This window comes from Tritonibacter litoralis, assembly GCF_009496005.1.
In the GTDB taxonomy this organism is placed as follows: Bacteria; Pseudomonadota; Alphaproteobacteria; order Rhodobacterales; family Rhodobacteraceae; genus Epibacterium; species Epibacterium litoralis.
The window spans coordinates 25,042-48,199 of sequence record NZ_WIBF01000017.1; the positions used below are offsets into that span (position 1 = coordinate 25,042).

General features: G+C 56.8%; 17 protein-coding genes. 11 read left to right on the forward strand and 6 right to left on the reverse strand.

Annotated features, from left to right (window positions below):
- Nucleotides 1-264: 264 nt before the first annotated feature.
- Nucleotides 265-5,487, forward strand: a complete 5,223-nt coding sequence (locus tag GFB49_RS19065) for an Ig-like domain-containing protein (RefSeq protein ID WP_194269409.1) — start codon at nt 265-267, stop codon at nt 5,485-5,487.
- Between the two features lie 69 nt (nt 5,488-5,556).
- Here GFB49_RS19065 and GFB49_RS19070 read toward each other — a convergent pair whose 3' ends face one another.
- From GFB49_RS19070 to GFB49_RS19095, 6 genes are read right to left on the reverse strand one after another with little or no spacing between them, the layout of a single operon-like run.
- Nucleotides 5,557-6,366: an ATP-binding cassette domain-containing protein gene (locus tag GFB49_RS19070; protein WP_153217633.1), complete on the reverse strand. Its 810-nt coding sequence runs from the start codon at nt 6,364-6,366 to the stop codon at nt 5,557-5,559.
- Nucleotides 6,363-7,361 carry an ABC transporter ATP-binding protein gene (locus GFB49_RS19075; protein ID WP_153217635.1) on the reverse strand — a complete coding sequence of 333 codons (999 nt, stop codon included), beginning with the start codon at nt 7,359-7,361 and terminating at the stop codon, nt 6,363-6,365. The genes GFB49_RS19070 and GFB49_RS19075 overlap by 4 nt, the downstream gene beginning before the upstream one ends.
- Nucleotides 7,358-8,506, reverse strand: coding sequence for an ABC transporter permease (locus GFB49_RS19080; protein WP_246149805.1), 1,149 nt, complete (start codon nt 8,504-8,506; stop codon nt 7,358-7,360). Before GFB49_RS19080 ends, GFB49_RS19075 begins: the two co-directional genes overlap by 4 nt.
- 7 nt (nt 8,507-8,513) lie before the next feature.
- Nucleotides 8,514-9,518, reverse strand: coding sequence for an ABC transporter permease (locus tag GFB49_RS19085; protein ID WP_153217637.1), 1,005 nt, complete (start codon nt 9,516-9,518; stop codon nt 8,514-8,516).
- 57 nt (nt 9,519-9,575) lie between these two features.
- Nucleotides 9,576-11,615, reverse strand: coding sequence for an ABC transporter substrate-binding protein (locus GFB49_RS19090; RefSeq protein WP_153217638.1), 2,040 nt, complete (start codon nt 11,613-11,615; stop codon nt 9,576-9,578).
- A 48-nt stretch (nt 11,616-11,663) separates the two neighbouring features.
- Entirely contained in the window at nt 11,664-12,482 is an 819-nt protein-coding gene (locus GFB49_RS19095) for a DeoR/GlpR family DNA-binding transcription regulator (RefSeq protein ID WP_153217640.1), read from the reverse strand.
- A gap of 287 nt (nt 12,483-12,769) precedes the next feature.
- Between GFB49_RS19095 and GFB49_RS19100 the strand changes: the two genes are divergently transcribed.
- The 10 genes from GFB49_RS19100 (at nt 12,770) to GFB49_RS19145 (ending at nt 22,887) form a co-directional block, all read left to right on the forward strand.
- Nucleotides 12,770-13,615, forward strand: coding sequence for a trypsin-like serine peptidase (locus GFB49_RS19100; protein ID WP_194269410.1), 846 nt, complete (start codon nt 12,770-12,772; stop codon nt 13,613-13,615).
- Nucleotides 13,616-13,821: 206 nt separating this feature from the next.
- Nucleotides 13,822-14,157, forward strand: a complete 336-nt coding sequence (locus tag GFB49_RS19105) for a hypothetical protein (RefSeq protein ID WP_153217646.1) — start codon at nt 13,822-13,824, stop codon at nt 14,155-14,157.
- A complete protein-coding gene (locus GFB49_RS19110) occupies nt 14,154-15,665 on the forward strand; it encodes a sodium:solute symporter family protein (protein ID WP_153217647.1) in 1,512 nt (503 codons plus the stop codon). Before GFB49_RS19105 ends, GFB49_RS19110 begins: the two co-directional genes overlap by 4 nt.
- Before the next feature lie 143 nt (nt 15,666-15,808).
- Complete coding sequence (locus tag GFB49_RS19115) at nt 15,809-16,777, forward strand: LysR family transcriptional regulator (protein ID WP_153217649.1); 969 nt, start codon at nt 15,809-15,811, stop codon at nt 16,775-16,777.
- Between the two features lie 98 nt (nt 16,778-16,875).
- On the forward strand, nt 16,876-17,934 hold the full coding sequence (locus GFB49_RS19120) for a carbon-nitrogen hydrolase family protein (RefSeq protein WP_153217651.1): 1,059 nt from the start codon (nt 16,876-16,878) through the stop codon (nt 17,932-17,934).
- Between the two features lie 239 nt (nt 17,935-18,173).
- Nucleotides 18,174-19,478 carry an ABC transporter substrate-binding protein gene (locus GFB49_RS19125; RefSeq protein ID WP_153217653.1) on the forward strand — a complete coding sequence of 435 codons (1,305 nt, stop codon included), beginning with the start codon at nt 18,174-18,176 and terminating at the stop codon, nt 19,476-19,478.
- An 81-nt stretch (nt 19,479-19,559) separates the two neighbouring features.
- Nucleotides 19,560-20,456: a branched-chain amino acid ABC transporter permease gene (locus GFB49_RS19130; protein ID WP_153217655.1), complete on the forward strand. Its 897-nt coding sequence runs from the start codon at nt 19,560-19,562 to the stop codon at nt 20,454-20,456.
- Complete coding sequence (locus tag GFB49_RS19135; protein WP_153217658.1) at nt 20,456-21,430, forward strand: branched-chain amino acid ABC transporter permease; 975 nt, start codon at nt 20,456-20,458, stop codon at nt 21,428-21,430. Before GFB49_RS19130 ends, GFB49_RS19135 begins: the two co-directional genes overlap by 1 nt.
- Entirely contained in the window at nt 21,427-22,224 is a 798-nt protein-coding gene (locus GFB49_RS19140; RefSeq protein WP_153217660.1) for an ABC transporter ATP-binding protein, read from the forward strand. Before GFB49_RS19135 ends, GFB49_RS19140 begins: the two co-directional genes overlap by 4 nt.
- Nucleotides 22,225-22,227: 3 nt before the next feature.
- Entirely contained in the window at nt 22,228-22,887 is a 660-nt protein-coding gene (locus GFB49_RS19145; protein WP_153217662.1) for an ABC transporter ATP-binding protein, read from the forward strand.
- Nucleotides 22,888-23,158 lie beyond the last annotated feature (271 nt).

Below are 23,158 nucleotides of genomic sequence, written 5' to 3' on the forward strand. Positions count from 1 at the left end.
CATCAAAAACTTAAAAATCCATCAGCGTCAAAGATCATCAATTATTAACTCTTTGTTTTTTATACATATAATTAAATTTAGAATTTTAAATGTGCGCAAATTCAAGCCATAATCATGGCGTCAATATGGCGATAAAAAACCAGAAAAATTCATTATTCCGCTCATCACAAAAACGTCATTGGAGACAAATCTCGGGCACCATTACCCCAGTGTTAGGAATGGTTAATTCCGAAATTAATGCAATATTTCTCAAGGAGAGAGCCCTTGAATAAGATTATTAAAGAATTTGAATCAGAATTCGAGATCGGCCAAAGCAGCTCGGAAACTCTTATTAACGCAGAGGGCCAGACCAAAGAAGTAGAGCCCGAAACATCTGAAGCAGATAGCTTCTTACTAGGAAATGCTAATAGCGTATCCACGCTGTCTACAAATGGTGAATTCGTGGACGCTCAAGCCGGTGAAGACGTCGTTGTTGTTGACGCTGGCGACACCACTGGTGGCATTGACATCTCCAGCATTCCTCGTTTCTCGGCGCTTGGCCGCGAGCTGGGCATCAACGCTTCAAACAGCGGTTTTTTGTTTTATGATCGCGGCGCAACCGCACAGTTCGGTGACCAAACGGTTACCGCGAACTTCCACTCTTTGAACAACAATGTCGCCAATCGCGGATCCGATGCCTTGCTGTCGTCGACCGCATTGGAAACCTCGCTCGAATTGGCAAGCCTTGCCGTAAACATCGAAGGTATTGTCGCCACTGACGGCAATGATCGCTACTTTGGCTATCGTGAGGACGCGATTGTCTATGGCGGTGACGGCCGGGACTTCTTCCGCTCTCTGGGTGGGGACAAAGAGCTCTATGGTGAAAACGGCAACGACCGCTTTTTTGTCCGTGGCGGTGACGGTGCCTTTCTTGATGGCGGCAATGGCAACGACCGCGCCTCCTTTGTCAATGAATCCCAAGGGCTGGTGATCGAATCCATCGGACGATACGGCGCATTGGGTCGTGAGCTGGAATTGGCACGATCGGATAAAGCTTATTCGGTCTATCAGCGCGGCGCGACGGCCGAGTTTGACGGGCAAACAGTCAATGCGCGTTACGGTGTGATCAACAGAAATCACCTCAGAGGTTCCGACGAGCAATTGTCGGATTCCGCGCTCGATACAGCGCTGGAATTTGGCCATGTGACCCGCGACATCGAAAAGATCATCGGTAGCCGCCACAATGACAGCTTCTTTGGTGGCCGGTACGACGACCATTTCCATGGTCAGGCCGGGGATGATTGGATTGACTCTCGTGGCGGTGACGACACCATCAAAGGTGGTGCGGGTGATGACCGGATTGTGCTGACAACTGGCAGCAATGACATCGACGGCGGATCCGGTGTCGACCAGCTTTGGCTGCGTGGAACGGCTGATGACTTTGTCGTTGTGGCCGAAGCAGACGGTTCCTTCTCAATCACAACCGCGGCTGGTGAAACCAGCACGGTACGCGGGGTCGAACTGGCCCGTTTGGCTGGCGGCGAAACTGTTTCCTTGCAAGACTTGGCCAGCGGTGCGGTTGTAGACCCATCGCCAACTCCGGCACCGACACCGACCCCAGATCCGGAGCCGACCCCAGAACCCACACCTGCGCCCACACCGGCACAGGCTGCAGACGACACGGGCACGGTCGCCGAGGACAGCGCGGTTGTTCTGGATCTGTTGGAAAATGACACTGGCGAGGGGCTGACGATCACTGCCCTTGGCACCGTGGAAAATGGCACAGCCGAGCTGAATGCAGATGGCACCGTGACCTATCGCCCTGCCGCAGACTTTAACGGCACCGACAGCTTCACCTATACGGCGACCGACTCCAATGGCCAGACCGTGACTGCCAGTGTTTCGGTTGTGGTGGAACAGGTCAATGATGCGCCCTTTGTGGCTGCAGCTGAGGTGACCGTTTTGGAAAACGCCGATGCCGGTGATGTGTTGGCCCAAGTGACCGCCAGCGACGTCGAAGGCGATGCGCTGACCTATGCGATCACAGGCGGCAACGAGGACGGCCTGTTTGAAATCGACGACACTGGCGCGATATCTTTGTCGGATGGATCTGGGCTCGATTTTGAAACGGCACCTGTGCATGACCTTGAAATCTCGGTCAGCGATGGTGTGGCCAGCACCGCTGCAAACGTGACCGTGAATGTCACAGATGTAGATGAAAGCCGCAGCGAGTTGATTGCCAGCACTGACCGTGCCTTTGGCGTGGACAATGGCTCGGGTTCGGTTGGTCTGACGGGTACGGCGGACTACAGCTCGCAATTGCCTTTCCTCGACATATTCAAATCCAGTCGACCCGTAAAAGCGCACGCGCCGGGTGAGTTCGGGACTTATGATTACGCTGAATTGCGTGAGGAAGGTTATCTCGACGACAACGGCTGGCCCACCGAAATCCCTGAGGACGCGCCAACCATCGGTTTCATTTTCTCGGACACGATCGGACGCGAGGGCACTTATGTGCTGCGTTACGAAGGTGAGGGCGAAATCGACTTGCGCTTTGATGCCAATATCATCAGCCAGAAAGATGGCGAAATCGTCTTTGAACATGGCTCAGGCAGCTTTGAGGTGCTCCTGCGGTCAACCGACCCCAACGACACCGGCGATTACATCAAGAACATCAGCATCGTGAAGGAAGAGTACGTCGATCTCTATGACGCTGGCGCGACCTTCAACCCGGATGCGCTGGATGTGCTGGCGGACTTCCGCGAATTCCGCACGATGGCCTGGCAGCGCACGATTGAATCGCCAATCGAAACCCTGGACGATCTGCCCTCACTGGAAGAATCCTCCTGGGCAACCGAATATGGGGTTCCTATAGAAGCCCTGGTTCAGCTTTCAAACGAAGCGGGCACTGATCTGTGGATTACAATCCCGACCAAGGCAAACGCCGATGTGATTGAACATTATGCGACCTACATCCGCGACAACCTGGATCCGAACCTGAAAGTCACCGTGGAATACGGTAACGAGCTTTGGAACTATGGCTATCAGGACACCCATGATCTGCGGGCCGAGGCGATTGAAGCCTGGAACCTGGATCCCGGCGACAACGCATCGCGCTTCGCTTACATCACCTCCAAGGCGGCTGATGTAGCGCTGACGTTCAAGGAGATCTTTAACCAGGTCGGCGAAGATGAACGCCCACTGTTGCACAATACTTTGGGTACCCAGTCGGCGGTTCCAAGCGTCACCGAAGCCCTGTTGCGGGCGGATGCGTGGCAGCTGAATGATCCGGACAACTTTATCCCGCCAGAAGAGATCTTTGACTCGATTGCGGTGACCACCTATTTCGGCGGCGCAACCCTGACCCGCGACGAGCTGCGCGCGGATCTGATCGAGGCAATCAACGATCCGGACGTGGACGCGCAGGCCTTCCTGTTCGAGAAACTGAACGATCCGGATTACCCGTTCTCGATCCCGGCAACAGGCGAGTTTCTGCGTGAGCAGAAAGAGATCGCCGATCGCTATGGGCTGCAGGTCACCGACTATGAAGGTGGCGCGCACCTGCTGCACTTTGACAACACCAACCTGCCGCAGGAGACCGTTGAACAGCTCGAAGGGTTCTATGTGGACTTCTACCGCAGCGAATACATGCGGGAGCTGTTCCAAGGTATCTGGGACATCTGGCGTGAGGTTGGCACCGGTGCCTTCACCAACCACGGCTCGGTGGGCGAACCTTCTCGCTATGGTTTCTTTAGCTTCCTGTCGGATCTCAATGACACCAGCCCGCGTGCGGAGTTCCTGTGGGAGCAAAACGCAAGCCAGGCTCCATGGTGGGAGGATCGCGGTGGCGAGCATTTCCAGCAGGGTGTTATTGAAACCGGCACCGATGGCGAAGATCTGTTGATCGGCACAAACCAGGAAGATTACCTGAGTGGTGGTGACGGCAATGACTATATCGTGGCCGGTATCGGTGATGATGGGGTCAACGGTGGTGAGGGGGTTGATACCATCCTCTTTGCCGGGTCGCGCAGCGAATATGACATCTATCGCGACGGAGATGCGGTGATCTTCCGCCATGCAGATGGCACGGACACCGTGTTGAATGTCGAAGTGGTGGAGTTCGAAAGCGGCGAGATCTTTGACATCGAGGATCTGGTCAAAGGCGATGGCATCGCAAACGAAGGGCCGGTCGCTGCGGCAGATCATGTGGTTGTGACCGAAGACAACAACGCCAATATCACCACGCTTCTGCTGAACGACAGCGATGCAGATGGGGGTGAGTTGGTCATTGTCGAAGTTGGCGAAGCGGAGCATGGCACCCTGCGTCTGGAAGCGGATGGCAGCGTGACCTACATCCCGGATCCGAACTATGAAGGTCCTGACAGCTTTACCTATGTGGTCTCTGACGGCACCGACCGCAGCTCTGCCACGGTGACGCTGACGGTTGTGAACGAAGCCGATGCGCCCACGGTGATCAGCCGCCACCTGACGGTCTTTAACGAAGACTATTCTGCCGGTGATCTGATCCATCAGGTCGAAGCAGATGATCTGGATGGCGATACGCTGACCTACAGCATCGCGGGCGGCAATGACGAGGGCCTGTTTGCCATCGACGCCGAGACCGGTGCGGTCACCACAACGGCCAAGCTGGAAGAGGATGCCTCGGTTGGGATTGCGACCCATGATCTGGAAATCGCAGTCAGCGACGGCAGCTTTGTCACCACATCCACGCTGACGGTAGAAGTCCATCAGGAAGCCAACCTGATTTCGGAAACCGACGTTGTGGGTGAAGTCCTGAATGGCGGCAACGGTGGCAGCGATGTGCTGCAGCTGACGTCGACAGACGGGTTTGGCCGTATCCTTGGCTCGCTGAACAGCTATGGCGGTCAATTTGCCGAACTGCTGAACCAGGACATCGTGGCGGATCGCTCTGCCTCGGCGCTGCAGATCTATTCCTCGCGGTATGAGCTGGATGACGACAGCGGTCTCACAGCCGGAGAAGCACGGGGTGAGGAACTGGATGTCGCGTTGACGGCCTCGAACTTTGCGGTGAACTTTGAAATCGTAGTCGGGACCGAGTATTACGACACGCTGTTCGGCTCCAATGCCAATGACACATATTATGGTGGCGGCGGCTCTGACTTTATCACCGGTCGCGGTGGTGAGGACATCCTTGTCGGCGGCGCAGGCAATGACAACATCTTTGGCGGTGCGGATGCAGATACCTTTGTGTTCGACAGCTTTGACGGTGTTGATCGGCTGCGCGACTTCTCCTTGGAAGACGGGGATCAGCTTGATGTTTCTGCCCTGTTGACCAACTTTGACGGGGATGTGAGCGCCATTGGCGACTACATCGCGCTTGGGGTCAATGAGGCAGGGGAACAAACCCTGGCCGTCAGCGCAAATGGGGATGGAACCTTTGTCGATGTGGCAACCTTTGCCCAGGACAACGGGTTCACAACCACCCTGGCGGAACTCCAGGACAACAACAGCATCCTGTTCGTTTAACCCACAGAACACACAAGAAAGGGGCCGGTTTTCGGCCCCTTTTTGCATGTCGACCAAGGTCGCGTCGGATCAGTCCGCAATCTCCAGCGAAGGGATCGCAGACAGGAGCTTTTGCGTGTAGGCGTGGCGCGGATTGGCAAAGAGTTCACGCGTGGGGGCGCTTTCGACGATTTTTCCGCGATACATCACCGCCACATGGTCACAGGTATGAGCCACAACCGACAGATCGTGGCTGATGAACATAAAGGTCAGCCCCAGATCCCGCTGCAGGGATTTCAACAGGTTCAAAATATCCGCCTGGATCGACACATCCAGAGCCGCCACCGCCTCATCCGCGACGACAAATTGCGGGCCACAGGCCAGGGCGCGCGCGATTGAGATCCGCTGCCGCTGACCTCCGGAAAACGCATGGGGAAAGCGGCGCAGATGTTCGAGGTTCAACCGACATTTGGCGGCAATCTCGCGCACCCTATCGTCGGTTTCTGCCCGCGACTTGGTGAGCTTCATGATCTCAATCGGTTCGGCAATGATATCACGCACGGTCATACGGGGGCTGAGCGCGGCATAGGGGTCCTGAAAAATCAGCTGGGCGCGACGGCGATAGGCTTTCAGCTCTTTTGGGGACATATTGGCCAGATCCAGCTGCAGCTCTCCGTCGTCATAATGCGCCGAACCTGAGGCAATCGGCACCGCATTCAGAAGCGCACGACCCAATGTGGTCTTGCCCGAGCCGGACTCACCCACGACCCCAAAGAATGACCCTTTTGGGATCTCCAATGACACGCCGTCCACCGCGGTCATGACACGGCGATTGAACACGCCGCCGCCAATGGGGAATTCGACTCGCAGGTCTTGTGTCTTGATCAAAGGCTCACTCATGACTCACCTGCCACATCTTCGGGAAACAGTGCCGCAAAATGGCCTGGACGCACCTCGGTCAAAGGGGGGCGTTCGACCTCATAGCGCGATCCGGGGCGCAATTCGGGATTGCGGGGGTGAAAGACACAGCCCGAGGGGCGTTCCAATGGAGACGGAATATCACCGGGAATGGGCATCAAGGGCGCGTCCAGATCATCCAGTTTTGGCAGCGCGTTCAACAGCCCGCGTGTATAGGCATGGGCGGGGGTGCGGATGACATCCCGCACCGGGCCTTGCTCCATAATCCGGCCCAGATACATCACCGCAACCTTATCCGCCGTCTGCGCCACAACACCCAGATCATGGGTGATAAAGATGATGCCCATCTGAAACTCGGCCACCAGATCTTTCATCAGGTCAATCACCTGCGCCTGAATGGTCACATCCAGCGCGGTTGTGGGCTCATCCGCGATCAGCAGCTTGGGTTTGGTCGACAGCGCCATGGCGATCATTGCACGCTGGCGCATGCCGCCCGACATCTCAAACGCATATTGGTTGAACCTTGTGGCGGGTTCGGTGATGCCCACACGGTCCAGCATCTCAATCGACAGCTCCTTGGCCTGGGCCTTGGACAGATCGGTGTGGATCAACAGCTGTTCCACCATCTGTTTGCCGATGCTGATTGCAGGGGCAAAACTGGCCATCGGCTCTTGAAAGATCATCGAGATTGCACCGCCGCGCACCACCCGCAGATCCCGTGGTCGCCGCAGCGCCATGACATCAACTGCCTGCCCCTCGACATTGAGCGTGATCTGGCTGTTGTCCCCATAGACCACGTTAGAGGCGTTGAGCTTCATCAATGCCTTGGCGGTTACGGATTTGCCAGACCCGGATTCGCCAACCAATCCCAGCACCTCTCCCTTGTTCAGGGAGAACGACACATCATCCACCGCCGTGATCAGCCCCTCATCGGTTTTGAACTGTAGGGTCAGGTTCTTGACGTCCAGAAGGCTCATTTACGTGTCTCCGCATATGGATCGGCCGCGTCACGCAGCCCGTCGCCGACAAAGACAAAGGCCAAAACCAGCGTGATGAAGAAGAGAACGGGGATGAAATACCAATGATAGTTCAACAGCACATCCGCTTTGGTCACGTTTTGCAGCATCACGCCCAGCGAATTCACCGGGTCTTTGAGGCCAAGGCCAATGAACGAAAGCGCGGTTTCCGACAGCACCATATAGGGGAAGGAAATCACCAGATCGACGATGATATAGCTGGTGAAACTGGGCAGCAGGTGACGGCGGATGATATGGGCGCCACTGGCGCCGCAGAGCTGTGCGGCCAGCACATATTCCTGATTGCGCTCTGTCAACAAATGGGTGCGCACGCGGCGCGCCAGCGTGGGCCAGCCAATGAGGCCAAGGATCATGGAGATAAAGAAAAACCGCGTCTCGGCCGACCATTCTGAGGGGACAAAGGCGGCAATGGCCATAAACAGCGGGATCGCAGGCACCGTTCGGATCGCGTCCGTAATCATCTGTACCACACTGTCGAGCCAGCCCCCGTAATAGCCTGAGACACCGCCAATCACCAAAGCCAGCACAAAGGAGATCAGAACCCCGATGGTGCCCACCTGCAGCGACGTCCAGACCGCGTGGAGTGTGCGGGAGAAGATATCCTTGCCCGCGCTGTCGGTGCCAAAGAGGTGGATCTTGCCCTCCTCCATCCCAAAGAGGTGAATATTACCGGGGATAAAGCCAAAGAGGTGATAATCATCACCTTTGACAAAGAACCGCATATGGACGCGCGCATCCTCGTTGACCTTTTCCACCCAGCGAAAGTTGGTCTCGATCGAGCGTTCGCGGGTTACCGGATGGACAAATGGCACAAGAGAGCAGCCGTTTTTGTCGCAGAACTGCGGGATCTGGGGCGCGCCGTTCAAATAGTCCTTGTTGCGGCCTGCAACGGTTGGGTCATAAGGCGACAGAAAAGGGGCAAAGAGCCCTGACAGGATCAGTGTGATCAGGACCATGGCAGCCACCATGGCGGCCTTTTGCTTTTTGAAGCGGGCCCAGATCAGCTGCCCCTGAGAGGCGGTAAAATACGCTTCTTTTGCCTTGTTTGATGGGGTCTGGGGCCTGTCCATTGCAGCATCGCTCATGTCTTGGTTACCTCAGAATGCTTTTGCGCACGCGCGGATCAATGGCCGCCAAGAGCACGTCGGTTGCAAAGTTTAGCGTCACAATGGAGGCGGTCAGCAAGAAGATGATCGCGCCTGCCATCTGTTGGTCGTTGGACCGCGCCAGGGCTTCAAGTAGCAGCGCCCCAGCCTCGGTCAGGGTCAGGATCAGGGCGACCACCGGCAGCTCGTTAAAGATGCGGTTCAGGTCAAAGCCCAGGCTGTTCACAATCGGCCCCAGCGCATGGCGCGCAGGATAGCGCCACAGAAGCCGGGTGCCATAGATGCCCCGCGCTGAGGCTGCGGTGACGTAAAGCTTGCCGATCTCATCCGACATCAATGCGCGCACGGTCTGAAGCGCAAAGGCGGTGGCCGACCAGCCCAGAATAAAGACCGGCAGCCAGGCGTGTTTTGCCAGATCAACAAATTTTGCCCAGCTCCAGGGCGCGTCTTTGAATTCGGGGGAAAACAGCCCCGTCAGCGTGTTGCCATAGTAGACCGTGGCAAACAGCATGATCATCAGCGCCAGCAGGAAGTTTGGCAGCGCCAGACCCAGATATGACAGCACGCGCAAGAGATTGTTCAGCGCTGCATTGCGAGAGGCGGCAGAGAGGATGCCCACCGGAATGGCAATGGCATAGGCCAGCAGAAGCGAGCCCAGGCAGACCCCCAACGAGATCCAGAATTTCGAGCCCAGAAGTTGGGCAATATCTACGCGCAGGATGCAGCTTTCACCAAAATCTCCCTGAAACGCCCCACCAAGCCAGCTGGCCCAGCGCGTCAGAAAGGGGCGATCCAGGCCCAGACGGACCCGCTCTGCCTCGATATCAGCGAGCGTGATCGCCTGCCCTTGGGTGTTTTTATAGGCCAAATACCGTTCGGCGCAGTCACCCGGCACCAGCTCCATCAGGGAGAACACAACCAATGACACGATGACCAAGGTCACCAAAGCCATAGCCGCTCGTGTGGCGGCGAAACGTGCAAAGTTCAACATTGCGGCCTCCGCAGATCAAAACCGGGTGCCCAAAGGGCACCCGGCTGAATGTTGCGATTACTCGCTCAACCACCACTGGGTCGCGCGGTAAGGATAGGTGCGGTAGAATTCATAAGACGATGTTTTGAATTCCGGCACGTTGTTCAGCTTGGTGCTGACATAGATCGGCGACGGCGCTGCGACGGTGCCGATAATGGTCAGCGAGCCGGTCATGGCTTCGACCATACGTGCGCCAATCTCACCCTGTTCGGCAGAACCCGGGATCGAGGATTGATAGGCCGCAATGTCTTCGGCAACCGATTTTGCCCATGCTGGCGGTTCAATACCTGCATCACCGTTCGAGGACATCCATTCGCCCCAGCCCATTGCAGGGCGGATCCCGAAGTAATCCGAATAAGGCGGAACCCACAGTTGGTTGTCACCCAAGATGGCGCCGGCCGGCTGACCCACAACCCAGGACACAACGTCCAGTTTGTTGGCAGATTGAGCCGAACGATATTCGTCCGAGGTGACTTCCTTGATGTTGGTGGTCACGCCCAGATCATTCCAGTTCTGTGCGACCAGCTCAACAAGCTGCGCGGACAAGGATTGGGTGGCAAACTGCCAGTCCAGCACCAGCGCGTCGCCGTTGGGCAGGTCACGGTCGCCATCACCATCGGCGTCCACCAGGCCCAGCTCGTCCAGCAGCGCGTTGGCGCGGGCAGGGTCAAAGGCGATCTCGTGGCTGGCCCATTTGCTATCCACGTAATCCGGCAGTGGCGAGAAGCCGACATATTGCTGTGGTGTACCCAGACCAAAATAAACGGTCTCGTTGATTTCATCGCGGTTGATGCCGATCGACATAGCGGTGCGGAAACGGATATCGTTGAACACCGCGCGCAGGGCTTCATCTTCGTGGGTCATGTTGAAGGCAACCGACGGCATCGAGATGGTCGGGCGGACTGAGATGGAATACCCACCCTTTTCCTGACCTTCCAGCAGAACCGGAGCCGATGACAAGTTCACCGCCTGCGCTTTGTAGGTCACTTCACCGTTCAAGAGCTTCAGGGTACGGACCTCTTCGTCACTGATATAGGTCTCGTTCAGCTCGTTGATGTAAGGCAGCTGGTTGCCAGCGGTATCAACGATAAAGAAGTAAGGGTTCGCAACCAGATGGCGACCTTCGGCGTCTTCTTTGACGATGATGTGGCTTTCCAATGTGGGCACGGTGTGCTTGGGCAGACCAGCCAGCTTGTCACCTGCGGTCAGCATCGGCGACGGGGTGTCGGTCCAGTCAGAGTTGCCATAGTAGGCTTTGATCAGGTCATAGCCATTTTCATAGCCCAGTGCCTGTGCCTTGGCGTCTGCATCAGCCGAGATCGCCGGGTGGAACTGACCCAGGAAATGCACCGGCTGGTAGGGCTGCACATATTGCGCGGCAAAGGTTTCGATGAAACCAGGCTTGGGCGCTTTCATGGTGAACTGAACGGTGGTCTCGTCCAGGGCCACCACGTCCATCGGCTCGCCACCGGCCAGCACATAGGCTTTGGCTTCGGCGATCACATTGGTGTCCATCATCAGGTTGTTGTACCAGAACAGGATATCCGCAGAAGTGAACGGCGCGCCATCGGACCATTTGTGGCCTTTGCGCAGCTCAACGGTCAACTGGGTGAAATCTTCGTTCCAGGTAAAGGATTTGGCAACATGGGGGACGATGGTTTGCAGATCATCCGCATAGCGCACCAAGGAAGTGTGGCGGATCGACAGGAAGTCCGAGGTGCCGGATTCGGTGGCGTTGGACAGAGCTTCCAGCTGGCCGCCATATTGGCCGATGCTGTCATAAGGTGCGATCACCAGCGGTTCCTGCGGCAGGCGGTCCGCCAGGGCGGGCAGCGCCGGATTGCCAAAGATCTGGCTGTTCAGGTCGGCAATTGCCGGGTTTTCAGCAAATGTCAGTTCGCACCCTGCTTTGCTGTTAAACTCACCCAGTTCATATTGCTGAAGCTGGTCACCGGCAGCAACGCCTTTGCTGTCGGCAATGGTTACGGCCGGGCAGGCCGCTGCTACGATACCCGGCAGCAGGATCGCTGCCGTGCTGGTCAGAAGAAGATGTTTCATGTTGTTCCAAGCCATTTTAGTAGGATCAAGTTTGGTCTTCAGGTGGTCTTAAATCGTCTTGTCATCGTTGGTGATCGGCCGTGCATCGGGATCTGCCACATGCACGCGGACCTGCCAGTTGGCCAAGGCCTGCTGCAGCCGTGCATCTGGCGCGGCTTCGGTCACAAGGTCGGTTATCTTCTCGGGCGCGCAGGCCACACAGGCGGCGCGCTTGTTAAATTTGCGGCTGTCGGACACCACGATGGCCCGCGCGGATTGATCTACGGCGACACGGGACAGATCCGCCTCAGCTGGATTGGCGATCAGAACACCCAGATCGGGGCAGATCCCGTCACAGCCAAAAATGGCAGCGTCATAGGCAAACTGGCGCACAAAGGCTTCGGTGTTGTGGCCAAAGCTGCCGCGTTCGGCCCGCATCACCTCTCCGCCTGCCAGAAACACACGGCTGCCATTGTGTTCGGCCAATGCTCCGACAACCGAGATGGAATTGGTGACAACCGTCAGCTGGGCGCGTTCACGCAGCTGTTCGGCCACATAAGTGGTGGTCGATCCGACGTTCACAAACAGGGTCATGCCGTCTTGGATCAAGGACAGCGACGTGCGGGCTACCTGGGTTTTCTCCGCCGCATTTTGTTCCAGCGCCCCAGAATACATCGGCGCGTCCTGCTCAACGCTCAGATAGGTGCCGCCATGCACACGGTGCACCTTTCCCGCTTCGGCGAGGTTTTTCACCAGACGACGCACGGTTTCTTCTGAGACGCCCATCACCTGGGCAATCTGTGCATTGCGGGCTGACCCGCCTAAACGGGCCAGCACCTCCAGTAACTCGCGTCCGCGATGAGGGATTTTATCACTTGTGTCGTTCATGGTGGGGGTAATGCACAAAAAGCCTCTACAACCCACAAAAAGACACAACAGTGCATCAGTTTTGTGACGTTTTGTGTGAAATTTATGCTACACCGCCAAATCAAACGTTATTCTACATTGAATTGGTTAGAGTGGACCGGGCACCACCTCAGGAAACAAAGGGCCCCAAACCCATCTGTCGGATCATAAACTTCGGTGAAACCAGATGGTTAGACTGCCGCGCGGACGGTCATCACATGCGGCAGCCAAGCCCCACATCAGATGACAATCACGCGACAGGCTTTGACATGGCTAGCCCTGCACAAAGCTTCGGCGATACAGAAAACCACCCGCCCTTTTGCTGGACCATGATCAAGATGACACGACTGACCTGCGCTGTTCTTTGCCTTTGTGGTTTTCTGTGGGTTTTGCTGAGCGGCTCTGCGCAGGCGCAGAAGGCTGAACCTGTTTGCGGACCGAACCAGACTGTCGGAACCAGCTGTGATGCAATCCGCGCCCGCGAGATCATCAGTGCCAAATCCACGCCTTGGAGCGCCATTGGGCGGGTGAACTATGCAAGCATCAAAATTCGCAGCCATTGCACCGGAACGTTGATTGCCCCCGACACAGTGCTGACCGCGGCCCATTGCCTGTTCAATCATCGCCGCAAGTCCTGGATCCCGCCCGAAAGCCTGCGGTTCGCTGCCGGATATGAACGCGGTACCGCGCTGGCAACCACCGCGGTGGAACGCTACGTCTTGGCCCCGATCCATGACACCAAAAGCCGCAGTTTTCAGCTCATCCCAGCAGCGGATTGGGCCCTGCTCAAACTGGTTGACCCCATTGGCCAAAAGGTTGGTTTTTTGCAGATCGCACAAGATACCCCCCATGGGGCTGAGATTGCCCTGGTCGGATATGCCGGTCTGCGCCCGCATGTTCTGACCAAAGCGAAAAACTGCCAAGCACCCCACCTGCGTCAGACGCCTGAGCTGTTGTTGACCCAATGTGCCTCCATGCAAGGGGACTCGGGCGCGCCGTTGATTGTAGAACAGGACGGGCAGCCCTTTGTGTTGGGCGTCATGTCCGCCATAGCCAAACGCGGCGGGCAGAACATCAATATTGGCGTTGCAACAAAAGCCATCCCGTTTCCCTGATTGTCATACCCTGACCACCGGCGCCCGGTTTTGCACCAGCAAGCACAGGGCTGACGGTATTTGCACAGAGCTGTGCACAAACGACATCAACGCCGCTGCCCTTCCTGTGTCACCTTGCTCCTATTGTCCGGACGAATCCAACAGTCGTCTGCGGTCTCAAAAATACAAAACAACAAAAATATACCTTTCTGACAGGAGGTCTCGAAATGACAAGCCTTTCAATGGCTCCCCCCGCGCAGGGGCAAGACACAACTGACAGCACGCCCGCCTATGGCCCGACCCTTGGCATCTTTCCTCGCACCCCGCTGGGGCGTCTGTTCTTCCTTTGGGGCGTTCTGAACCTCGTACTGGGTCTGTTGCCGGTCTATGGCATCCTCGGCAACAGCGCCGAGATCGGCGCGCTCGGCATGCCGGTCACGGTGCTCTATTGCTATGCGATGTTCTCGCTCAATTGCTTTCTCGGGGTCGCCTATTACCTCACGCGGGGCAAAGACTGCGTAGAGATGACCAAATCCTTCGTTGAAGAAGGAGCTGACACATGATCACCGCGCTCACACTTCTGGGCATCGCGCTTTATCTGGCGCTGATGTTCTATATCGCCTATCGGGCCTATCAAACCAACAAACATGACGACCCCGAGGATTGGTTCCTGATGGGACGCGGGGCCAATACGATGATGCTGGTGGGCACCATGTTTGCCACCTGGTTTTCGACTTTTGCCTTTTTGGGCGGGCCCGGCTTTTTCTACAAATCTGGTGTGAACTGGCTGCTGTTTGGCTTTTTCAACGCGATGGGTCCCATTCTGGTGATGGTCATCGGCCCGCGCATCTGGGCTTTGGGCAAGAAATTCGACTTCATCACCCCCGGTGATCTGCTTGCGGCCTATTACAACAGCAGCCGCCGGGTGCGCATTCTGACCGGGTTGATTTGCATTGCGGTTCTGTTCCCATATTCAGCCATTCAGATCACAGGCATCGCCACCGCGCTGAATTCCATTTCGGGCGGGTTGATCACCTTTAACGTCGGCGTGCTGCTGATTGCCGTCTGCGTTGGGGTCTATTCCTTTGTGGGGGGAAGCCGCGCGGTTGTCTGGACCGATGTAATCCAAGGCTTTGCCTTTGCAGCACTGCTGGTGGGCACCATGCTGTTGGTTATTCGCTGGTCCGGTGGCTGGAACCAAGGCTGGGCGGCGGCAACCGAAGCCCGTCCCGAGCTGTTTGCATTTGACGGTGGTGCGGGGCGTTATATCACCGTGATGACGTTGTTCACCTTTGGTTGGATCCTGACCCCGCACCTGTGGCAGCGTCTTTATATGGCCGACAGCCCGCAAACGCTGGTCAAAGGCGCCGCAATCACCTCGTTCCTAGCGTTGTTTGTGGTCACCTTTACAGGTGCGGTCATTGGCATGATGGCCTTGGGGATGGATTTTGCCCTGCCCGAAGGGATCACATCCGATGCGCTGGTGCCTGAGCTTTATGCCCAGTTCCTGCCTGCCATGGGAGCGATCCTGGTGATTGCCGTCTTTGCGGCCGGCATGTCGACATTGGACAGCCAGCTGATCTCGGCCACATCGAGCTTTATCCAGGATCTGTTGCCCAATGTGGCCAAGGTCGACAATCACCAGGCCATGCGACTGGCGCGCGTGTTTGAAGTGGTCTTTGTGCTGGCATTGGTGATCTTTGCCTTCTCACCCTCGGGTCGCCAACTGATCGCGCCTTTGGCTTCGATTGGTGTGGGCATGGCGCTGACCCTGCTACTGCCGCTACTGGGTGCATTGTTCTGGGCACGGGCGTCTGAGCCTGCGGTGTTCTGGGCGATGTTGTTGAGCTGGGGCGTGATGATCGCCATGCAGTTCAAAGTGCTGCCAAACCCAGGCATTGTTGGCCCGCCGCTCTGGGGGCTTTTGGTCAGCGCTATTGCCTTCTTTGGGATCTCGCTGTTGCGGGACAACCCGGTGGAGGCCGAACGGCGCAAAGCCTTCCAGGACGATATGGCACCACATTTCCCAGAAACAGCACAGGCGCAGGCCGCCCATACGGCCAACGCCTAACCCTCGCTGTTTCCCTTCATTCGCACGAAAAACAGGCGATCCGCAGAGCGTTCTGCGGGTCATCGCCCTTCGCAGCCGCGTCGCACCTTGTTCCTGCCCACGGATCGCGCCTTAAGATACTGGCATGATACGCGAGACCTGCCATGGCTGAACCTGCCGATCCGCTTGCAAAACTTGATTGGGACGATCTCAAAGTGTTCCTGACATCAGTACGATGTCAAAGCGTATCAGCCGCATCACGCGAGCTGAACATCAGCCATTCCACCGTCTCACGCCGATTGTCCCGGTTGGAATACACGCTGGGCACCGCCTTGTTTGAGCGCAATCGTGACGGTCTGATGCTGACAACCTTTGGCCGGATGGTACTGCGACGCGCCGATGAGGTGGTTGCGGGTATCAACAATCTGCGCAGCGATATCTCGGGGGACGGCGACACCCGTGGCGTGATCCGATTTGCCACAATGGAAGGGATCGCGTCCCTGTATCTGTCGTCGCGCTTGGCCAAGTTTCAGGCCAATTACCCCAGTGTCCGCCTCGAGCTGTTGACGACCGCCCGGCAGGTTCAGATCAGCCACCGCGAAGCCGATATGTTCCTGAGCTTCTTCAAGCCTCAAGGCGACAAGATGGCCACCCAAAAGATCGGCAGCTTTGCCATAGGGCTTTACGCGTCGCAGGATTATCTGGATCGACATGGCACGCCGACTGACGCCAGCGATTTAACAGATCACGCCTATGTCGGGTATCTGGATCAGTTTGTGGAACTGGACGCGGTCCGTTGGCTGGAAGAGCTGGTTCAAAACCCGCGCATCGTGTTCTGGAGCAACAGTATGATCGCCCAGCGCGCCGCCGCGCGCGGCGGTTTGGGCATCGTGGCCTTGCCGCATTTTGCGCTGGCAGATCAAGAGGTTCTGGTCCCGGTCCTGCCGGAATTGACGGCCAAACGGAACCTGTGGATGACAGTCCACCACGATCTGCGCCACTCTCCGCATATCGTGGCCTTGCGCAATTATTTTGCCCGTCTGTTCCAGGAAGACGCCGATTACCTTATGGGGCGCGTTCCACCGGCATGCGCGACGCAGACCGGCAAACGCGCGCAGGCCGAAACCGCCTAAGCCAAGCCTGTCAATTTCGGCACGGCGACGTCCGCAAATGAACATTGGGTTCCGTTTTCCTTTGGTCGACAGTCGTCTCCAAAAAACGGAGAGTTGAGATGTTTGACACCCATCGCTTTCGGGCTGCGGCGGCACATATTGCGCCGGTCTATCTGGACGCCCATGCCAGTGCCGAAAAAGCGGTTTCCGCTATTGCCGAAGCAGCACAGGCAGGCGCAAATGTAATCGCGTTTTCCGAAGCCTATCTACCCGGTTTTCCGATCTGGGCCGCGATCCACGCACCCATCAAGACCCATGCGCATTTTGCGGAGTACGCGAAGGCTTCCGTTTACGCCAATGGTCCCGAGGTCGAAATGATCCGTCGCGCTGCGGCGCGACATAACATCATGGTTTCAATCGGGATTTCAGAACGCAACCCGGCCTCGATCGGCAGCCTGTGGAACAGCAACCTGTTGATTGATGAGACCGGAGAGGTGATCAACCACCACCGCAAACTGGTGCCCACGTTCTTTGAGAAAGTCGTCTGGGATCCAGGTGACAGTGCCGGGCTGATCGTTCAGCCAACTCAATGCGGACGCGTCGGCGCGCTGATCTGCGGTGAAAACACCAACCCATTGTCGCGATACAGTTTGATTGCCCAAGGCGAGCAGGTTCACATCTCAACCTATCCGCCAATCTGGCCGACCCGACCGCCAGAGGAACTGGGCAATTACGACAACCGCGCCGCCAATCATATCCGTGCAGCCGGTCATTGTTTCGAGGCCAAATGCTTTGGCATTGTTGTGGCCTGTCCCTTTGATCAACGCGCCACTGAAAAGGTGACCGGCGGCGATCCAGAGCTGATGGCGCTGATAGATGCGTGTAAACGGGCTCCCAGTTTCTTTGTGGATCCAACCGGCAAACCCTTTGGTGACGAGATGCTGGAAGAAGGGATCGGATTTGCCGATATCGATCTGTCTCAATGCCTGGAACCCAAACGGTTTCACGATGTGGCAGCGGGCTATAACCGGTTCGATGTCTTTAGCCTGCAGGTCACCCGCAACCGCGAGACGGCCGTGAACTTTGACGACCGTCCAACCCTGCAACTGCCGCTGGCGGGGGACGCAGCCAAAGAAACAGAGGCTGATTCCGAACGCCAAACGGCACCCATCTCCTGACCAAGATCGCCTTGCAGCAGGTTCTAGTGACCGAGAGGTCCATGAAAACCTGCTCAAGGAACAGGCGTTATTCGCTCCTCCATGTCACGAACTACAATCATCAACACTCGTTATTGTCTAATTTGTATTGACAAATTTACGGTAAATTCCCGTAAGTCATCCGCAAGATCGATTTTCGAACCCAAAACATGATCCCGCACAAAGCGGGGCTTTCACACATACCAACAGGGAAACCCGCTATGACCCACTCCACTCTTTCCCGGATCTCAAGCCACTGGCTGGCCGCGACTCTGGCCCTTGCTGTCGCCCCTGCCGCCATGGCGCAGGAAGAAAAGACCTTTAAACTGGGCGTTGTCAGCTTCTTGTCGGGCGGCGCATCCGGCCCGTTTGGCGTGCCATCGCGCAACGCTGCCGAATTGCTGGCCGATGCAATCAACAACGGCACAGTTCCTGCGCCGTATGACTCGGTTGGCTTTGCCGGCACGCTGATTGAGCCTGTATTTGTGGATGAAGCCTCCAAAAACGTCGTGGCCGACTACCAACGTCTGGTGCAAAAAGACGAGGTGGACGCGATTGTGGGCTATAACTCCTCGGGCAGTTGTGTCGCCATCGCTCCCGAGGTCGAGAAGCTGGAGACATTGACGGTTATGACCGCCTGCGGCACCTCGCAGATCTTTGAGGAGATCGTAACAGAGCCGCACTACCTGTTCCGGGCCGCAAGCCACGCCACAATGGATAACGTCGCCGCCGCCCGTTATGTGGTGGAACATACCCCGGCCGCCGTCGACAAGCTGGGGGAGATTGCAGGCATCAACCAAAACTACTCCTGGGGGCTGGATTCCTGGCGCGACTTTTCTGCGTCCATTCAGGTTCTGAAGAATGATGTCGGCATCGCCAATGAACAATTCCCCAAGATCTTTGCGGGTCAATACGGGGCTGAAATCTCTGCCTTGCTCACCGCGCGCGCAGATGTTGTACACTCCAGCTTCTGGGGCGGCGACCTTGAGGCGCTGGTGATCCAAGGGGCGGGTCGTGGCCTGTTTGGCCGCACGCAGATGGTGTTGACCTCATCTGACACTGCAATCCACCGCCTGGGTCGCCAGATCCCGGATGGAACCATCATTGGCGCGCGCGGATCTTACAACATCTATGCACCGGACTCAGAACTGAACAGCTGGTTCCGCCAAGCCTATTTTGATCGCTATGGCGTCTATCCGGTGCACCCGGCATATCAGATGGTCAATGCGATGCTGGGGATGAAAGCGGCTGCGGACAAAGCCGGCGAAGGCACCGAAGAGGCCATTATCGCCAACCTCAAAGGCCTGTCCTTTGACACCCCCGGTGGCATCGTCGACATGGCGCTGGCGGGCGGTCACCAGGCCATCACCGGAACCTCTTATGGCACCTACAAGTTCGACAAGGACACAGGTCTGGGCACCGTGGAAAATATCGTTTCCTTCAAAGCGGAATGCATCAACCCACCGGCCGGGCTGACCTCGCAAGAGTGGATCAAAACCGGTTTCGAAGGCGCGGATTGCGATTAATCCCACCCAAATGACCAAAGCATCGGGCTGGCGAGGCACAGAGTGTCGCGCCAGCCCAGTTGTAACCTGGGAGTCTCCAAAATGTTCACAACCGTTGCCATCATCCTTGATGGGTTTGGCTTCGCGGCCTGGTTGTTCCTGTCCTCGGTGGGCCTCACGCTGATCTATGGTGTGATGCGCATCTTGAACATCAGCCACGGCGGGTTTTACGCGCTTGGCGCTTACTCGGCAGCCTGGGCCATTGGCCTTTATACTCAGACCGGAAACACAATCGCCCTGACCTATCTGATCATCCCCGTGGCGGCGATTGTCGTGGGCATACTCACCGGTTTGTTGGTGGAGCGCGGGCTGTTGCGTTTCATGTATGGCCACGAAGAGGTGCTGATGGTTCTGGTGACCTATGCGGTCTTTTTGATCCTGGAAGATGTCACCAAGCTGATCTGGGGCACCGAGTCCTATGTCGCCTATCAACCGGCCTTCTGGTTGGGCACTGTCGATGTGGCGGGCATTCCCTATACGATCTACAAATTCCTGATCATCGGCATCGCGGTTGCGGTTGGTGCGGGGCTCTATTGGGGGCTAAATCACACCCGGGTTGGCAAGCTGCTACTGGTGGTCATTCACGACCGCGAAGTCAGCGCGGCCTTGGGGATCAATGTGACATTGTTTTTCACCGTGACCTTTGTCATCGGAACCACTTTGGGGGCCTTGGGTGGCGCGTTAACCGCGCCTGAAATCTCAGTTGTTCCGGGCATCGGCGCCGAGGTGATCGTGATGGCCTTTGCGGTGATTGTCATTGGCGGCATGGGGAGCATTGGCGGAGCAATGATCGGCGCGGTGATCGTCGGCTTTGCCCGCGCCATGTCCGTGCACCTGTATCCCCCGGTTGAGATGTTCTCGATCTATCTGGTTATGGCGGTTGTGCTGGCGGTCAGACCCTATGGGCTGTTTGCGCTGGCAGAAGGCAGAAAAATCTAATGAAAGACTTTGATAAAACCGAATGGGCACTGGTGATCGCCTTTCCCGTTCTACTGGCTTTGATGGTGCTTTTACCCCGCTGGCTGGTGAACTATGTCCAGATTTCCATGGGCATGGGGCTTGTTGCCTTGGCCGTGATGATCCAGATGCGCGCGGGGCTCGTCTCCTTTGGGCAGGGGCTGTATTTCTGCGTCGGTGGCTATGCCGCTGGCATGGCGGACAAGTTTCTGGGGATCTCTGACATCTTTTTGATCCTGATCCTGGCCGTGGCCGCCAGCCTTGTCCTATCTGGAGTTCTGGGGTTGTTGTTGCGACGCTACCGCGAGATCTTCTTTGCGATGCTGACGCTTGCGGTGTCGATGATCCTGTTCTCGCTTCTCTCAAGCTCTCATGGATTGGGCAGCACCGACGGGTTCAACCTGCCGCAGGCCAGCTATCTTGGTTGGACGCCCACCGGGGAAACAGGCACCGCTGCCCTATACGTGCTGACAGCGCTTTTGACGCTGACCAGTGCGGCGTTGATCCACCGGTTTCTGCGCGGACCAGTTGGGAAGATCGTAGAGGCCATTCGCGAAAACGAGCTGCGGGTGGAATATCTGGGCACATCGGCGCATGCCTCGGTCCATGCAACCTATATGATCGCCGCTGTGATCTCTTCGATCGGAGGGGTTTTATGGGCCATGTCTCTGGGTCACGTCACGCCCGAGATGGCCAATTGGACCACATCCGGACAATTTGTTTTTATCGTCATTCTGGCCGGCACCGGCAATGTGATCGCGCCGCTGGTCGGCACATTTGTGTTGGAAGTGCTGCGGGTCTATGCGGTCGAAGTGTCGCCGAACACCTGGCAGATGATCTTGGGCATCGTGATGCTTCTGACCATTGTGTTCCTGCCCAAAGGTCTGTGGTCCCTGTTGGAGCGCGCCTCTAAACGATCCCTCCCTCATGAACACGCCCAGGAGCAATCCCAATGAGTGTCATTCTTGAAACCGTGGGCTTGGAGAAGAGCTTTGATGCGGTTGTTGCGGCCCATAATATCAATATCCGTATTCACGCCGGTGAGGTCGTTGGCGTGATCGGGTCTAACGGCGCCGGCAAGACGACCTTTGTCAATATGGTGACCGGCTATCTCACCCCCACCGCCGGTCAAATCCTGTTCCATCGCGAGGACATTGCAGGGATGCCCACGCGTGAGATCACCAAGATGGGCATTTGCCGGTCGTTTCAGATCCCGCAGCTGTTTCCGGAACTGACTGTGTTGGACAATGTTTTGATCGCACTGACAATTGCCCGCCGGGGAAAACGCGGCTGGTTGCGCCCTGCCATTGATGCAGGTCTGACCCAAGACGCCATGGACCTTCTGGCCCGATTCCACATCGAGGAACACGCACACAAGCTGACAACAACCCTGGCCCAAGGGGTGCGCAAGCTGGTGGATATCGCCATGGCTACAGTGGCTCAACCGCGATTGTTGTTTCTGGATGAGCCCACCAGCGGCGTCAGTGCGGAAGAGAAGATGAGTTTTATGGCGACACTGATTGACGCGCTCAAAGCCACTGATACCTCGGTGTTGTTCATCGAACATGACATGGAGCTGATCGAGGCCTTTGCCCCCCGCTGCATCGCCTTTTACGAGGGCACTATTCTGGCCGATGCGCCGACCTCTCAGGTCCTTGAAAACGACAAGGTGCGGGAGTTTGTCATCGGCGCAGAGTTCCACCGCAGCGCCGACGACGACGCGCAAAATGATATGCAGAAGGGAGCTTGAACGATGTTGACCGTCACAGACATCACCGTCTCTATTCAGGGCACAACGGTTTTAAAGGATGCATCCCTGTCCGTCGCAGCTGGTCAGACCTGTGGCTTGATCGGTCGCAATGGGGCCGGCAAGACCACGTTGATGCGGGCCATCATGGGCGCTTTGCCTTTTACCGGTCAGGGGATCTTTTTCCGGGACCACGATCTGGCAGAGGCAAAAGCCCACAACAGGGCCGAATTTGGCATTGGATATCTTCCCGAAGACCGTCGGTTGGTGCCGCATTTCACCGTGGAAGAAAACATAATGGTGCCTCTGTGGGCCGCCAAAAGCGAGGATCGCGCACGGGTCAAATGGGTCTATGACCTGATGCCGGAAATTGGTCGTTTTGCGGATCGGCGCGCCATGACTTTGTCCGGTGGGCAGCAGAAGCTGGTGGCTTTGGCCCGGTCCTTGGTGGCGGGTCATCAGCTGTTGTTGTTGGACGAACCCTTCGAGGGCGTGGCACCGGCCCTGGCGCAGCGATTGATGGAAGTTGTGGCCGATTTGAAGTCCGAAAATCTGTCGGTCTTGGTATCAGATTCCGACTATACCCATTCCAAACGGCTGGTGGACAAGGTCTACACTATCGAGCGCGGACAGGTTACCATCGCTCCTCATAGCAAAGCTGCGTAAAGCCCGTGCCGATACGGGTGCATGTCTTGACCCCAGCCCGTATCAGCAGCAGATCAGAGCGTCGCGATCATGTTTGGAGCTATGACTTGGTGCATTGCCGCACTGAGTTGGAAAGATCAGGAAATGATCCGGAGGATCATGTGCCCTGAAAACGGAAAAGCGTTCCGCACACTAAACATAATTGACGAGTATAGCGGGGTGATCTCCTTCTCGTCGAAGATCAGCAGACAGCAAATCGTAGCTTACGTCAGTGTCCGAATTTCAGTGGGGT

Excerpts from the sequence above, each read along its gene's own strand:
- GFB49_RS19070 (WP_153217633.1), bottom strand. The coding sequence starts at position 6,366 with ATGAGTGAGCCTTTGATCAAGACACAAGACCTGCGAGTCGAATTCCCC.
- GFB49_RS19075 (WP_153217635.1), bottom strand. The coding sequence starts at position 7,361 with ATGAGCCTTCTGGACGTCAAGAACCTGACCCTACAGTTCAAAACCGAT.
- GFB49_RS19080 (WP_246149805.1), bottom strand. The coding sequence starts at position 8,506 with ATGAGCGATGCTGCAATGGACAGGCCCCAGACCCCATCAAACAAGGCA.
- GFB49_RS19085 (WP_153217637.1), bottom strand. The coding sequence starts at position 9,518 with ATGTTGAACTTTGCACGTTTCGCCGCCACACGAGCGGCTATGGCTTTG.
- GFB49_RS19090 (WP_153217638.1), bottom strand. The coding sequence starts at position 11,615 with ATGAAACATCTTCTTCTGACCAGCACGGCAGCGATCCTGCTGCCGGGT.
- GFB49_RS19095 (WP_153217640.1), bottom strand. The coding sequence starts at position 12,482 with ATGAACGACACAAGTGATAAAATCCCTCATCGCGGACGCGAGTTACTG.
- GFB49_RS19100 (WP_194269410.1), top strand. The coding sequence starts at position 12,770 with ATGGCTAGCCCTGCACAAAGCTTCGGCGATACAGAAAACCACCCGCCC.
- GFB49_RS19105 (WP_153217646.1), top strand. The coding sequence starts at position 13,822 with ATGACAAGCCTTTCAATGGCTCCCCCCGCGCAGGGGCAAGACACAACT.
- GFB49_RS19110 (WP_153217647.1), top strand. The coding sequence starts at position 14,154 with ATGATCACCGCGCTCACACTTCTGGGCATCGCGCTTTATCTGGCGCTG.
- GFB49_RS19115 (WP_153217649.1), top strand. The coding sequence starts at position 15,809 with ATGGCTGAACCTGCCGATCCGCTTGCAAAACTTGATTGGGACGATCTC.
- GFB49_RS19120 (WP_153217651.1), top strand. The coding sequence starts at position 16,876 with ATGTTTGACACCCATCGCTTTCGGGCTGCGGCGGCACATATTGCGCCG.
- GFB49_RS19125 (WP_153217653.1), top strand. The coding sequence starts at position 18,174 with ATGACCCACTCCACTCTTTCCCGGATCTCAAGCCACTGGCTGGCCGCG.
- GFB49_RS19130 (WP_153217655.1), top strand. The coding sequence starts at position 19,560 with ATGTTCACAACCGTTGCCATCATCCTTGATGGGTTTGGCTTCGCGGCC.
- GFB49_RS19135 (WP_153217658.1), top strand. The coding sequence starts at position 20,456 with ATGAAAGACTTTGATAAAACCGAATGGGCACTGGTGATCGCCTTTCCC.
- GFB49_RS19140 (WP_153217660.1), top strand. The coding sequence starts at position 21,427 with ATGAGTGTCATTCTTGAAACCGTGGGCTTGGAGAAGAGCTTTGATGCG.
- GFB49_RS19145 (WP_153217662.1), top strand. The coding sequence starts at position 22,228 with ATGTTGACCGTCACAGACATCACCGTCTCTATTCAGGGCACAACGGTT.